This window comes from Heliomarina sp. (assembly GCF_052826185.1).
Genome location: NZ_JBRBUI010000055.1, coordinates 82,884 through 95,651, shown reverse-complemented (window position 1 = coordinate 95,651; position 12,768 = coordinate 82,884). Strand labels below are relative to the sequence as shown.

The following is a 12,768-nucleotide window of genomic DNA, read 5'->3' as shown; positions in this document are numbered from 1 at the left end:
TGGCCGGTCAGGACTGTTCGCTTAGTTGCGCGCGCAGTTGCGTTTTCAGGATCTTGCCGTAGCCGTTCTTGGGCAGGTCCGGCACGAAGACATAGCGGGATGGTTTCTTGAAGGACGCGATCTGCGTCTTGCACCAGTCAGTCAGGGCTTCGGCATCTGGTTTGGTGCCCTCGAGGGGCACGACAAAGGCCACGACCTCTTCGCCCCAGTCAGCGTGGGACGCGCCGATTACCGCGATTTCGTAAACATCCTTGTGGGTTAGCAACGCTTCCTCAACCTCTCGCGGGTAGATGTTCGTGCCGCCCGAGATGATCACATCCTTGCTGCGGTCGGTGAGCGTGAGGAACCCGTCGCCATCGAGCCGCCCGAGATCGCCGGTGCGCAGCCATCCGTCGACGAGGGTGGCAGAGGTTGCCTCCGGGTTGCGCCAGTAGCCCGCCATGACGGTGTCGCCACGCACGAGGACTTCGCCAACCTCACCGGTGGGCAGATCGTTGAGGTCTTCGTCGGCGATGCGGATCTCGACGCAGGCCTGCGCCAGCCCGACCGAGGCGCGGCGCTGCATGGCTTCGGGATGAGTGGTGTCGGCAACGAGGTCACGGTTCATCGCGGTGATCGTCATGGGGCATTCGCCCTGCCCGTAGATCTGCGCGAATCTTGGCCCGAACACATCAAGCGCGTGGTCTATATCGGCGAGGTACATGGGCCCGCCGCCGTATATGATCGTGCGGATGCCGTCGCCGTTGTAGTTGGTTCGCTGCGCGTGGGCGATCAGGCGTTTGATCATCGTGGGCGCGGCGAAAAAGGTGATATTCCCAAGTGACTTGGCAAGCGAAGCTATCTCAGCCGCGTCAAAGCCCTGCGAGGGCGGGATGACGTGGCAGGCGCCGATCCGGACGTAGTGGAAGTTATAGAGCCCCGCCCCGTGCGACATCGGCGCGGCATAGAGCGGGTGATCGCTGGGAAAGATCTGGTCCACGTCCAGCGGGTAGGTCATGGCCATGACGCGCAGGTTGCGATGAGTGATCATCACCCCCTTTGGACGCCCTGTGGTGCCCGAGGTGTAGAATAGCCAAGCGGTGTCATCGTCGTTGACGCTTGCGGGCGGGTTAACGGGTGCGCTTGGTTCATTGGGCGGCACCGAACCGATGGAGACTTCGCGCGTGTTCGTAGGCAAGTTCGTGTCAGACGAAAAGACCGTGCCGCTTTCCGTGAAAACGATGCGGGCCTCGGCGTTGGCGATGATCCAGGCGGCCTCTTTTGAGTGCAGCTTGTGATTGACCGGCACGACCGTCGCGCCGATCCAGAGCACCCCGTAGAGAAGTTCGAGATATTCCGGCGCGTTCCGGGCGAAGATCGAGATGCGGTCGCCCGGCCCGATACCGTGATGGTCGCGCAGAAAGACGCCGATACGGGCGGCGGACCGGGCGAAATCGCCATAGGTGGCGCAAAGATTGTTGCCCAGCCGGATCGCCGGAGCGTCCGGCCGGACAAGCGCGGTCTGGTATAGCCAGGTCGCGATGTTCACGGGGCTCAGGCCTTTTGCGTCTCGAGGATCGAGACATAGTTGGCCACGGCGGCCCCGCCCATGTTGAAGACCGCGCCGATATTCGCGCCCGGTTTCTGCATCTCGCCCGCCTGCCCCGTCAGCTGACGGAAAGAGATCGCGTGCATGGAAACGCCGGTGGCGCCCACGGGATGACCCTTGGCCTTAAGACCCCCCGAGAGGTTCACCGGCAGCGTCCCGTCGCGGTAGACGGTGCCCTCGTCGAGCGCACGTTGTCCCTGCCCTTTGTCAGCGAGGCCCATGGCCTCATAGGTCAGAAGTTCGGCGATTGTGAAACAGTCGTGTACCTCGGCAAAGTCGATGTCTTTCACCGTGACGCCCGCCTTTTCATAGGCGCGGTTAAAGGCGCGTTCCGGCCCCTCGAAGGACAGGAAATCGCGGCGCGACATAGGGAGGAAATCGCTGACATGCTCGGCGGCGCGGAAACGGACCGCCTTGGGGAAATTCTCGGCGTTTTCTTCGGTCGTGAGGATGATCGCGGCGGCCCCGTCGGTGACAAGCGAGCAATCGGTCAGTCGCAGGGGTGGCGCGATCTCCGGGTTCTTGTTGGTGACCTGGCTTGCCTCTTCAAAGGTGAATTCCTTTTGCATCTGCGCCAGCGGGTTCTGCATCGCGTTGCCGTGGTTCTTGACCGAGATCCTGGCCATCGCGTCAAGCGGGCTGCCGTAGCGTTCGGTGTATCCCTTGGCAGCGATGCCGAAGACCTGCGGAAAGCTGAGGCCGGATTCCTGCGGGTCGTTCTGATAGCCCGCCCCGGCAAGCGAGGTGGTTACGTCGGCGGTGCTGCGGTGGGTCATCTTTTCGGCGCCCACGATCAGCACGGTTTTTGCCTTGCCCGCCTGAATGGCGTTGATGCCCGCGTGGATCGCGGCGGAACCGGAGGCGCAGGCGTTTTCCGCGCGCATCGCCGGTTTGAAGCGCAGTTCCGGATAGGCCTGAAAGATCAGCGACGAGGCGAACCCATCGGGCACGAGACCGGAGTTGAAATGGCCCAGATAGACGGCGTCGATATCTTCGGGCGCGATGCCGGATTCCTCAACCGCCTCTTTGACGACATCGATGATCATCTGTTCGAGGCTCGCGTCGAGACGGCCGAACTTGGTATGGCCGGAGCCAACGATCGAGATATTTTCCATGGTGAATCCTCCTGCGCGGATCATCGCATGGTGGGAGAGATTGCAATATCCGTGAAACTACGTAGATACCTACGTATCACTACGTAGGTTTATGCGCATATGTTCGACACCTCCACCCGGGCCAAGGCGGCGGCGCTGGCATTCGAGGAATCGCCGGTGGCGCAGCTGATGACGCGGTATCGTAGGATTGTAACGATCAATCGCGCGCTGGCCGGTCTGTTCGGGTTCGAACGGAACGATCTGATCGGGCGGTCGGTGCAAAAACTGTACCCCTCGACCGCTGACTTCATGCGGATCGGCGATCAGTGCGAAGAGGTCATGCGGGGCGGCAAGAGCCGCTATTACGAGGATGAACGTTTCATGCAGGCAAGTGGAGGCGAGGTTTTCTGGGCGCGAGCCAAGGGGACGACCCTGACGCCCGACGATCCCTATGAGCTGATGATCTGGAGCTTCGAGAAGATCGAGGGAAAACCCTATCGTTCGGTCCGGTTGACGGCGCGGGAAAAGGAGATCGCGCCGCTGATCGGGAGCGGCATGACCTCGAAACAGATCGGCGAGCGGCTGGGCATTTCACATCGGACGGTCGAGGTGCATCGCGCCAAGCTGATGAAGAAATTCAACGTCCATAACACCGCCGAGCTGGTATCGCAGATCGTGGTGGCGGTTTAGACCGCGTCAGGTCAGATCGGCGAGAACCCGACGCACGATAGCGATATCCTCGGGCGTCGAGAGGTTGGGCGCATGGCCGCAGTCGAATTCGGTCAGCGCCGGTGCCGGGCCGCGATCCAGCATCCGGTGCGCGATCTCGGCAGGCAGGATGTCGGATTCTCGCCCCCGGAACAGGTGGCAAGGGGTGGTGATCCTGTCGTAGCGGTCCCAGCTGGTGAGTTCATCGCGTGAGGCGGTGAATTGCACGATGATTTCCGGGTCGTAATGCAGGGTCAGCCGCCCGTCACCGCGACGGCGCACGGAGTTGCGGGCCATGCGGCTCCAGAATCCATCGCCTGCGGGGCCGAAGGGGCGGTAGATTGCACGCAGCCATGTTTCGGCCTCGGAGAGCCATTTGAATACCGGCGGGTCACCCACATAGGTGGTGATGCGCTGGACGGCCTCGGAGGGTACTTCGGGGCCGATGTCGTTCAGGATCAGGCAGGTGAGACGGTCGGCGTGGGGCCCGGAGGCAAGCCGCATCCCGATCATGCCGCCAAGCGAGGTGCCAAGCCAGGCGGTGCGCTGGATACCGTAGTGATCCAGAAGGTCGGCGGCGATCCCGGCGTAGAATTCGACGGAATATTCCGCCTCGGGGTCGCTGGCCCAGCTTGAGAGTCCGCGCCCGATGGTATCCGGGCAGATTACGAAGTAGCGATCCGACAGGGCGCTGGCGAGTTCATCGAAATCGCGCCCCGTACGGGCCAGACCGTGCCACATGACCAGCGCCGGATGGGACGGATCGCCCCATTCGGTCACGTGGATTTCGTGATCCATCACCGGGACAAGGGTAAATCGGGGCAGGATCACTTGGCCGCGCCCTTGTCCATTGCCGTGCCGGCGATGCCCTTGGGAAAGAAATAAACCAGCAGGATAAAGATGATCCCGAGCCAGAACAACCAGCGGTCGGCGGCAAGCAGGTTCGGCAGAACGGGAATGCCGGCCATCGCCTCGGAGGCCGCGCCCATCAGGTCGCGCAGGTAGTATTGCGCCAGCACCAGCAGCACAGCGCCGATGACCGCGCCCCACATGGTGCCCATGCCGCCGATCACCACCATCAGCAGGATGTCGATCATGATCGCAAAGGAGAGCGAGGTGTCGGGACCGGTATACTTGAGCCAGACCGCATAGATCGTTCCCGCCAGCGAGGCCATGGTGGCCGAGAGGCAGAAGACGAAGGTGCGATAGGCCACGACGCGATAGCCGATGGCCTCGGCGCGCTGCTCATTCTCGCGGATCGCTTTCAGCACGGTGCCAAGCGGCGACGTGGTAAAGCGCAGCATCAGCAGGAACAGGATCAGCGAGGTGAGGAACACAAAGTAATAGGCCGCGAGCTTGCCGTTCAGGCGGACATCCCAAAGGCGGACGACTTTGCCTTCGTCATCGGTCAGCAGTTTGGTTGCCGGTTTGAAGAGGTCGGGTGCCTTGTAGGTGATGCCGTCCTCGCCCCCCGTGAGGCTGGACATCTGCGAGACCAGCACCAGCACGACCGAGGCTGCCGCAAGGGTGATCATCGCGAAGAAGATCGCCTTGACCCGCAGGCTGAGCAAGCCGATGGCGATGGCAAAGACAAGCGACACGCCTACGCCCGCAAGCGCGCCGAGGATGACCGGCGTCCAGCCCGGTCCCATGCCCTTGAGCAGGATCGCCGCGCCGTAAGCCCCGAAACCAAAGAACATGGTATGGGCAAAGCTGACGATGCCGGTATAGCCGATCAGCAGGTCATAGCTTGCGACAAGTACGATGAAGATACAGATACGCGCGGCGACTTCGAGCGAGCGCACGTCTTGAAACAGGAAGGGCGCGAAGAGCAGCAGCGCGCCGATGGCAAGGACGATCAGCTTGATCGTCAGGGCGCCGGTGGTCTGGGTCTGGTTCATCATTCCCTCCCTCACACGGCCGGCTTGAGGCCGTTGGGCCGCCAGAGCAGGATCGCCACCATGAGGATCATGTTCGAGGCAAGCGCCATCTTGGGCGCGAGAAAGCCGAGGTAATTTGACATGAGACCGACAAGGATCGCGCCAAGCAGTGTGCCCTCGATGGAGCCGAGGCCGCCGATGATGACGACGATAAAGACGATGATCATCAGTTCGGAGCCGAGCGCGGGAGTGATCAGGGTTTCATACCCCGCCCACATCGCGCCACCGAGCGCAGCGAGGCCGGAGCCGAGCATGAAGACGGCGATAAACAGACGGTCGACCCGAAAGCCGAGCGCCTCGACCATTTCGCGGTTTTCCACCCCGGCACGGACAAGGAGACCGATGCGGGTTCGGTTCATCACGAGGTACAGCCCAACGAAGACCGCGAGGCCCAGCAGGAAGGCAAAGCCGCGATAGATCTCGATGCTGACATCGCCGATGATCCAGGAGCCTTCGAGGAAATGCGGACGCAGCACAGTAAAGGGCGTGCCTCCCCAGAAAGCGAGGATGGTCTGTTCGGCGACGATCATCGCACCCATGGTGATCAGGATCTGGCGCAGGTGGTCCTTGTAGACGGGTCGGATGATCACGGTTTCAAAGAACCAGCCCGCGACGAGACCAAAGAGGATCGCGGCCAGAAACGCCATGACCAGCGCGGCGGTATTGAGCGCGACGCTGTCGGCGGCGAGCCATGTGCTGAGGCCCGCGAGGACGGTGGCGGCGATGAAGGCGCCAAAGCTCACGAACGCCGAATGGCCAAAGTTCAGCACGTCCATCAGGCCGAAGACAAGGCTGAGACCCGAAGCCATGAGGAAGACCATCATGCCCATCGCCAGCCCGGCGACGGTCAGCGTGGCCCATGATGAGGGCGCGCCGATCAGGATGAAGGCCACTGCCGCGAGCGCGACGGGCAGCAGGTTCACCCCGCCCATGCGTCCCAGGATTTCCGATATTCTGTCCATTTGCCTCTTTCCCTTACATGGCCAGTCCGAGCAGCCGGTCCTGAAGACCGGTATCTGCTGCGAAGGATTCCATGCTGCCTTGGTGCACGACGCGGCCATCGTCGATGACGGCCATGTCGCGGCCCAGCTTGCGGGCAAAGTTGAAGTTCTGTTCGACCAGCAGGATCGTGCTGTCCTGCCCGATTTCGCGAAATGCCTCGCCCATTGAATCGACGATCGCCGGGGCAAGGCCCTTGGTCGGTTCATCGATCAGGATCAGCTCGCGCGGCTCCATGATGGCGCGGGCGACCGAGAGCATCTGTTTCTGCCCGCCTGAGAGCGACCACGCCTTTTTGTCGCGGAAGCGTTCGAGCGCGGGGAAAAGCGTGTGGATGCGTTTAAGGCGCGTCGGGTCGATGCGGCCCTTGTCGGCGGCGAGGACGAGGTTTTCATCCACGGTGAGCGTACCGAAGATGCCCATGTTCTCGGGCACATAGGCGATGCCGAGCTTGGCGATTTCCGCCGTATGAAGCGCGGTGATGTCCTGTCCGCGGAACTTGACCGAGCCGGGCGAGGCATTCCAAAGCCCCATGATAGAGCGAAGCGTGGTCGTTTTGCCCGCGCCGTTGCGGCCCAGCAGCACGAAAACGCCGCCTTCCGGCACGGTAAGGCTCACGTCGTGCAGCACCGCGTATTGGCCGATATCGGTCTTCATATGGTCAAGAGTCAACAGGCTCATGCGACGCCCTCGGATGTGCCGAGATAGACATCGCGGACGATCTGGCTTGACATGACTTCTTGCGGCGCGCCATCGGCGAGCAGCTCTCCGTTATGGAGAACGATGATGCGGTCGGCGAGCGCGCGTACCACGTCCATCTTGTGTTCGACCAGCAGGACCGTCTTGGTCTTGTCGGCCTTGATGCCGGCAATCAGGTCGAGCACGTCGGGCGCGTGGTCGAGCGACATGCCTGCGGTGGGTTCGTCGAACATGTAGATATCGGGCTCCATCGCCATGAGCAGCGCGACCTCGAGCTTGCGCTGGTCACCATGCGGCAGGTTGGCGGCGGTCTGGTGGGCAAGCTTGGTCAGGCGGGTCGCCTCGAGGTAGTGCTCGGCCTTTTCGCTGAGGGCGCGAAAATGGCTGACTGGGCGCAGCATGCGCCAGCCCTCGCCGGAATGCGCCTGAACCGCGAGGCGGATGTTTTCGAATACGGTCAGTTGCGGAAACAGGTTGGTCAGTTGAAAGGCGCGGCCGATCCCGTGGCGTGCGCGGGCCGAGGGCGACTGCGCGGTGATGTCGGTGCCATCCTTGATGACCTTGCCCGATGTCGCGGCAAGCTGGCCGGAGATCAGGTTGAAATAGGTGGTCTTGCCAGCGCCGTTCGGGCCGACGATGACGGTCAGCTCGCCCGGGCGGAACGCGCAGGAGACGCTGTTGACCGCGACGTGGCCGCCGAACCGGATTGTCAGGTCCTGCGTGACGAGGGACGGATCGCTCATGTGAGTGTTCTTTTGTATCGGAGTACGGGGTGGCCCGGGCGGATCGCGCCCGGGCCGCTTGGATCAGCCGTTGTTGTCGCGGCCGACGGGGATGTCCATTTCGTCAGCTGGGATGATCCGGACCTTTTCCGGGATCGCCCAGTCGACGCCTTCATCGACGCGGATTTTGAAGTGCAGCATGTCCTGCAGCGCCTGATGATCTTCGGGGCGGAAGGTCATGGAGCCCTTGGGCGTGTCCCAGGACATGCCTTCCATGGTTTCGATCAGCGTCTCGGTTTCATAGTCGGGCGCCTCTTTCAGCGCCTTGACCACGGCGAGCGCGGCCGACATGCCACCGGCGGTGAAGAAGTCGGGGGGCGTGTCGAAACGCGCCTCATGCTCTTTCACCAGCCATTCGTTCACCGGGTTCTCAAAGGCCTCGTAGTAATAATAAACCGCGCCTTCCATGCCGGGGAACCGCTTGTAGGTCGGCAGAACCGGCAGGATGTGACCGCCCATCGAGATTTCGATGTCATAGCGGGACGGGTCCATCGCCTGGATCTTGCCGGGCGCGTCGCCGCCACCCGCGATGTAGATCAGGATGACCTTGCGACCCTCTTTATCCTTGAGCGCGTTGAACATGCGCTCGGCCACGGCGGTGAAATCGGTGGCGCCTTGGGGGACGTATTCCTCGGCCACGACCTGCGCGCCAGTGCCATCAAGCGCGGATTTGAACGCGGCGATGCCGTCATGGCCAAAGGCATAATCCTCGGCCAGCGTGGCGACGACGAGGTTTTCGTCCGGCTGGAGGGCGAGCGCCTGCGCCTGCATATCCATCGAGGAGTTGCGCGAGGTCTTGAAGACGTACCGGTTGCTGTCCGGCCCGGTGAGGCTGTCGGCAACGGCAGGTTCGACGATCAGGATCTTTTCGTATTCTTCGGCAATCGGCAGCATGCCGACGGTCACGCCCGAAGAGGTCGCCCCGACGGCGAGCAGAACTTCGTCATCACCGTAAGCTTCGGCCAGAACGGCGCGGGCGACGTCGGGCTTGAACTGGGTGTCCTTGATGATCAGCTCGATCGGACGCCCGTTGATTTCATTGGTGCCATCGGTGCCGTATTCGATGCCCATCTCGAACCCGGTCTGGGCCTGTTTCGAGAAAGCCTCAAAGCTGGAACCGGACAGGCCGTGGATCAGCGCGATCTTGATCGGATCCTGCGCGTAGACGGCGGTTGCGGCAACACTCACCGCAAATGTTGCGACGAGTCGCTTGATGATATTCATGGTATCCTCCCATTCGGCAGTAGCGCACGGGCATTGCACCCGTGTTCTCACCTGCTACCTTGGGTGGCAGGATCACCCGTGGCGCGCGCCGGAGCAATATAGTGGAACTACGTATCGACGAGGCATTCGCCACCGGAGAGTTTGCAGGCATCGCTTTCGACTTTGCGCCAGTGGGGCTGGTGATTACGGAAAACCGGGTCATTCGTGAATGTAATCAAGCCTTTGCCGAGATGTTCGGGTATGAGCGCGAGGAGCTGCGCAATCAGGTATTCGCGCGGCTTTACCCCAGCGACGAGGAGTTCGTGAACATCCGCGACCGGGGGGTGCGGCAGTTGCGCGAGAACAATACGTATTGGGACGAACGCATCATGGCCCAGAAGAACGGCACCCTGTTCTGGTGCCGCGTGCGGGGCCATTCCTTTACGCCGGAAGACCCGCTGATGCGCGCAGTCTGGAGCTTTGCCGACCTGTCGACAACCCGTCCCTACGTGCCGCTAAGTCGGCGCGAGCGGGAGATCATCTCTTACCTGTCGGACGGGTTGACCAGCAAGGAAATCGCCCGACGGCTGGATATTTCGCACCGGACGGTCGAGGTGTACCGCGCCAAGCTTTTGAAGAAATTCGGCGTCAACAATACGGGCGGCTTGTTCCATTCGCTCGGCGGGATCGGCAGCGATCACGTGGTGTCGCGCAGCGGCGACTAGTTCACTGGCGTCTGCCAGAGAAAGCTAACGGCGCGGACGAGGAAACCGGTGACGGATGCCCCATGGGTCGCGCCGGGGATTTCCATGAAAGGCGCGTTGAGTTTGTCGGCCATGCGCTGCGCCCGCCCGACCATGTCGCGTTCGCGCAAGCGGGCGACCCGGTCGGCAGGCTGGCCTGCCGCCAGCGCGGCCTCGGGCGTTTCCAGCGCGCCCACGGTGATTAAAACCGGGGCGCCATCGGGCTTTGCGGATGCTTCCAGCGCCTCGGGTTCAGTCCATATTGAGGGGCTGCCCGCCGCGACATGGGAAAACAATCCGGGCTGCGCGTTGCGGGCCTGAAGCGCGAAGACACCGCCAAAGCTGTGGCCAAGGATCATGCGGTGATCCGGGTCGATGCTGAGGCTGCCCTCGATCCGCGGGATAAGCTGGTCGCGGATCATGGCGAGCGTTGCCGCCCTGCCCGGCCCGGATGTTTCCGGACCGACGAGATCCGTGCCGCGCCGGTCGAAATCGATCAGCGTCTCCGTGGGCCAGCCAATGCCGACGATCACGGTTGGCCGCACGGCGGATTCGGCGAAATGGCTGGCCTGCATCTTTTCGGTGTCGCGGAGGGTGCCAAAGGTCCAGCCCGCGTCGATGGCGTAGATGATGCCATATCCATTCGGCGGTGGCGGCGCATCGGGGATGGAGAGCAGGATGCGGAATTGCGAGAGCCCCGCGCCGATGTCGAAGACGGCTGTCTGCGCGGGATGCCACGGCGCGCCGAAATCCTCGGCGCGCGGGATCTGCTGGGCGCAGATATCGGTGGCGAGGCCCATCATTGCGAGAGATGTGGCCATGGCTGCGATATGTTTGCGCATCAGAAGGTTTTGGTAACAGCGAGGTTGAACGTGCGCGGCTCACCCCGGAAGTTGAACACGGTCGAGCTGCCGACACGAGTGTAGTAGTCGCGATCCAGCACGTTATCGACACCGACGCGGAGCATCACGTCATTGCCCAGATCCCTGGCCGCCATCAGATCGACGATGCCGTAGCCGGGCGCCTCGACACCGCGCGAGGAAAAGCCGGACAGCACGGTCAGGCGACCCCCAAAGCTCCAGCCTGCCATGGCACCCTGGGTCACGTCGTAGTTGCCGACCAATTTGAACATATGCTCGGGCGTGTAGGTCGAGAAATCCTGACCGGCGCTGGTGCCGTTCAGATATTCGGTGTCGGTATAGGTGTAGCCCCCTGCGAGATGCAGGTTGTCCATCACCTCGCCTGCCACGGTCAGCTCCAGACCACGCGAGCGCACTTCCTCCTCGGCCACGAAATAGCCGGTGCCAATGACGGAAACCGGACGGTTGACCTTGCGCAGATCGAAGAGCGCGGCGGAGACGTCGAGACCATAGCCAAGCCTTGCCTTGACGCCGATTTCGAACTGCTCACCCGTGACCGGATCGAGAAGGCCACCGGCGCTGTCGACTTTGGACTGGGGAATAAAGATTTCGGAATAGCTCGCATAGAGCGTCGTGTTCGGGTTCAGATCATAGGTGACACCGGCAAAGGGCGTGACCTGCGCATCGACGTCGAAGGTGTCGGAGGCAACCGCCCCGGTTGCAAGCGTCGTGGTCGAGGATGTGCCTTCGTACCAGCTTAGACGTACGCCACCGATCAAGGTCAGCGGCTCGATCGGTTTCAGGCGGACCTGCGTGTAGAGACCTTTGGACGTGGAATCCGCATCGGTGCTGGTGCTGTAAGCCGCGTTCGGCTGCGGCACGGCGCCGGTGTTCCACGTGTCGAGATCCCATGTGCCCGCGATGCTGCCCCGCGCCTGCAACATGGTGCTGTCGACGCGCTGCCAGTCGGCACCGATGATAGCGTTACCGTCCCAGCCTCCAAGCATGAAGGGGATTTCCGCATGCAGGTCGAGCGCGAGGCTGTCCTGATCGAAATCGCGGCCCAGCCATGCGATGCTTGAGATCGTGTTATCCGCTGCGGCGGCAGACCCGGAATAGCCGTAGAGGAAATCAACGTCCTGCTGAGAATGGCGCAGCGAGAACTTGATCCGCGAGCCATTGTCAAAGTGATGCTCGGCCGCGATCACGGCATCGACGGTTTCGTTCTCGAAGTTGCTCCAGTCGAGAACCGTCGTCGTTTCCACATCGGTCCAGATCAGCGAATTGTCCGCATAGGCGGGCAGACCGTTATAGGGAACGATGTCGCGTTGCATCTGGCTGAGCGAGAAGGTCAGCGTGGTATCGGGCGTGATGTCCCATGCCAGCGCGCCATAGAGCGATTGAACGCCGTTCTCGACCCCGTCGATAAAGCTATCGCCGTCGCCATAGGCCGCGACGAAACGGCCACGAACGGTGCCGTCGGCGTTCAGCGCGTCGGACACATCGAATTCGACCCGCGCTTGACCGTTGGAATCGACCGACGCCGTGGCATAGCCCTGGAAGGCGGTCGCGGTGGCCTGCTTGAGGCGCATGTTGATCGAACCGGCGGGCTCGCCGGTGCCGATGAAGAGACCGGCAGGCCCCTTGAGGATTTCGACGTGGTCGACGATGGAGAGATCGGGCTGGGTGCCGTAGATCGAGCTGACCGGCGCGGGCAGACCATCGAAATAGAGATAGTCGAATTCATAGCCGCGCGAGAAGATCGAGGATCGACCGACGTTGTTGTTTAGGATCATGATCCCGGGCGTATCGGCCAGCGCCTCTTCGAGCGCGGTGTAACCGCCATCCTTGATCTGCTTGCTGGTGATGACCGTGGTGGACTGCGGTACTTCACGCGGGCTCATCGCCGCTTTTTCGCCGACCGAGATGAGATCAGTGGTGTAGCTGTTGGTGCCTTCCGTCTCATAGCTCGACCCGAGCACGGTGATCGGATCGAGTTCGATCAGGTCCTGTGCGAGTGCGGGCCCGGCGATAACGGTGGTTGCCATCAAAACATGGCGGATTGAGCGATGCGGGAGTCGGCGCGTCATAGTGTCCTCGAATTCCTACTATTTTTATCAAGAAATAAGAGATAGGACCGTGACAGACTAGC

General features: G+C 62.1%; 12 protein-coding genes. 2 read left to right on the top strand and 10 right to left on the bottom strand.

From position 1 onward, the window contains the following. Window positions 1–7 precede the first annotated feature (7 nt). Window positions 8–1,528 carry a class I adenylate-forming enzyme family protein gene (locus ACU0FH_RS23345; protein ID WP_446197094.1) on the bottom strand — a complete coding sequence of 507 codons (1,521 nt, stop codon included), beginning with the start codon at window positions 1,526–1,528 and terminating at the stop codon, window positions 8–10. 5 nt (window positions 1,529–1,533) lie between these two features. After that, entirely contained in the window at window positions 1,534–2,703 is a 1,170-nt protein-coding gene (locus tag ACU0FH_RS23340) for an acetyl-CoA acetyltransferase (RefSeq protein ID WP_446197093.1), read from the bottom strand. 99 nt (window positions 2,704–2,802) lie between these two features. On the opposite strand from ACU0FH_RS23340, the gene ACU0FH_RS23335 reads away from it, so the two are divergent. After that, window positions 2,803–3,372, top strand: coding sequence for a LuxR C-terminal-related transcriptional regulator (locus ACU0FH_RS23335; RefSeq protein ID WP_446197092.1), 570 nt, complete (start codon window positions 2,803–2,805; stop codon window positions 3,370–3,372). A gap of 6 nt (window positions 3,373–3,378) precedes the next feature. Here ACU0FH_RS23335 and ACU0FH_RS23330 read toward each other — a convergent pair whose 3' ends face one another. The 6 genes from ACU0FH_RS23330 to ACU0FH_RS23305 all read right to left on the bottom strand — a co-directional run bounded on the left by ACU0FH_RS23330 (window position 3,379) and on the right by ACU0FH_RS23305 (window position 9,034). Continuing rightward, complete coding sequence (locus ACU0FH_RS23330; protein WP_446197091.1) at window positions 3,379–4,221, bottom strand: alpha/beta fold hydrolase; 843 nt, start codon at window positions 4,219–4,221, stop codon at window positions 3,379–3,381. Next, on the bottom strand, window positions 4,218–5,291 hold the full coding sequence (locus ACU0FH_RS23325; protein ID WP_446197090.1) for a branched-chain amino acid ABC transporter permease: 1,074 nt from the start codon (window positions 5,289–5,291) through the stop codon (window positions 4,218–4,220). Before ACU0FH_RS23325 ends, ACU0FH_RS23330 begins: the two co-directional genes overlap by 4 nt. 11 nt (window positions 5,292–5,302) lie before the next feature. After that, entirely contained in the window at window positions 5,303–6,292 is a 990-nt protein-coding gene (locus ACU0FH_RS23320) for a branched-chain amino acid ABC transporter permease (protein ID WP_088634644.1), read from the bottom strand. A 13-nt stretch (window positions 6,293–6,305) separates the two neighbouring features. Beyond that, window positions 6,306–7,010 carry an ABC transporter ATP-binding protein gene (locus tag ACU0FH_RS23315; RefSeq protein WP_446197089.1) on the bottom strand — a complete coding sequence of 235 codons (705 nt, stop codon included), beginning with the start codon at window positions 7,008–7,010 and terminating at the stop codon, window positions 6,306–6,308. Next, complete coding sequence (locus tag ACU0FH_RS23310) at window positions 7,007–7,771, bottom strand: ABC transporter ATP-binding protein (protein ID WP_446197088.1); 765 nt, start codon at window positions 7,769–7,771, stop codon at window positions 7,007–7,009. The genes ACU0FH_RS23315 and ACU0FH_RS23310 overlap by 4 nt, the downstream gene beginning before the upstream one ends. A gap of 63 nt (window positions 7,772–7,834) precedes the next feature. Then, complete coding sequence (locus ACU0FH_RS23305; protein ID WP_446197087.1) at window positions 7,835–9,034, bottom strand: substrate-binding domain-containing protein; 1,200 nt, start codon at window positions 9,032–9,034, stop codon at window positions 7,835–7,837. A gap of 101 nt (window positions 9,035–9,135) precedes the next feature. On the opposite strand from ACU0FH_RS23305, the gene ACU0FH_RS23300 reads away from it, so the two are divergent. Further along, window positions 9,136–9,738: a LuxR C-terminal-related transcriptional regulator gene (locus tag ACU0FH_RS23300; RefSeq protein ID WP_446197086.1), complete on the top strand. Its 603-nt coding sequence runs from the start codon at window positions 9,136–9,138 to the stop codon at window positions 9,736–9,738. Here ACU0FH_RS23300 and ACU0FH_RS23295 read toward each other — a convergent pair. Next, window positions 9,735–10,577 carry an alpha/beta hydrolase gene (locus ACU0FH_RS23295; protein ID WP_446197085.1) on the bottom strand — a complete coding sequence of 281 codons (843 nt, stop codon included), beginning with the start codon at window positions 10,575–10,577 and terminating at the stop codon, window positions 9,735–9,737. The two genes, ACU0FH_RS23300 and ACU0FH_RS23295, sit on opposite strands and share 4 nt — an antisense overlap. Before the next feature lie 20 nt (window positions 10,578–10,597). Beyond that, window positions 10,598–12,706, bottom strand: a complete 2,109-nt coding sequence (locus ACU0FH_RS23290; RefSeq protein ID WP_446197084.1) for a TonB-dependent siderophore receptor — start codon at window positions 12,704–12,706, stop codon at window positions 10,598–10,600. Window positions 12,707–12,768: the final 62 nt, after the last annotated feature.

Coding starts and splice junctions, on each gene's coding strand:
- ACU0FH_RS23310 (WP_446197088.1), bottom strand. CDS start 7,771: ATGAGCGATCCGTCCCTCGTCACGCAGGACCTGACAATCCGGTTCGGC.
- ACU0FH_RS23295 (WP_446197085.1), bottom strand. CDS start 10,577: ATGGCCACATCTCTCGCAATGATGGGCCTCGCCACCGATATCTGCGCC.
- ACU0FH_RS23320 (WP_088634644.1), bottom strand. CDS start 6,292: ATGGACAGAATATCGGAAATCCTGGGACGCATGGGCGGGGTGAACCTG.
- ACU0FH_RS23340 (WP_446197093.1), bottom strand. CDS start 2,703: ATGGAAAATATCTCGATCGTTGGCTCCGGCCATACCAAGTTCGGCCGT.
- ACU0FH_RS23325 (WP_446197090.1), bottom strand. CDS start 5,291: ATGAACCAGACCCAGACCACCGGCGCCCTGACGATCAAGCTGATCGTC.
- ACU0FH_RS23315 (WP_446197089.1), bottom strand. CDS start 7,010: ATGAGCCTGTTGACTCTTGACCATATGAAGACCGATATCGGCCAATAC.
- ACU0FH_RS23335 (WP_446197092.1), top strand. CDS start 2,803: ATGTTCGACACCTCCACCCGGGCCAAGGCGGCGGCGCTGGCATTCGAG.
- ACU0FH_RS23290 (WP_446197084.1), bottom strand. CDS start 12,706: ATGACGCGCCGACTCCCGCATCGCTCAATCCGCCATGTTTTGATGGCA.
- ACU0FH_RS23305 (WP_446197087.1), bottom strand. CDS start 9,034: ATGAATATCATCAAGCGACTCGTCGCAACATTTGCGGTGAGTGTTGCC.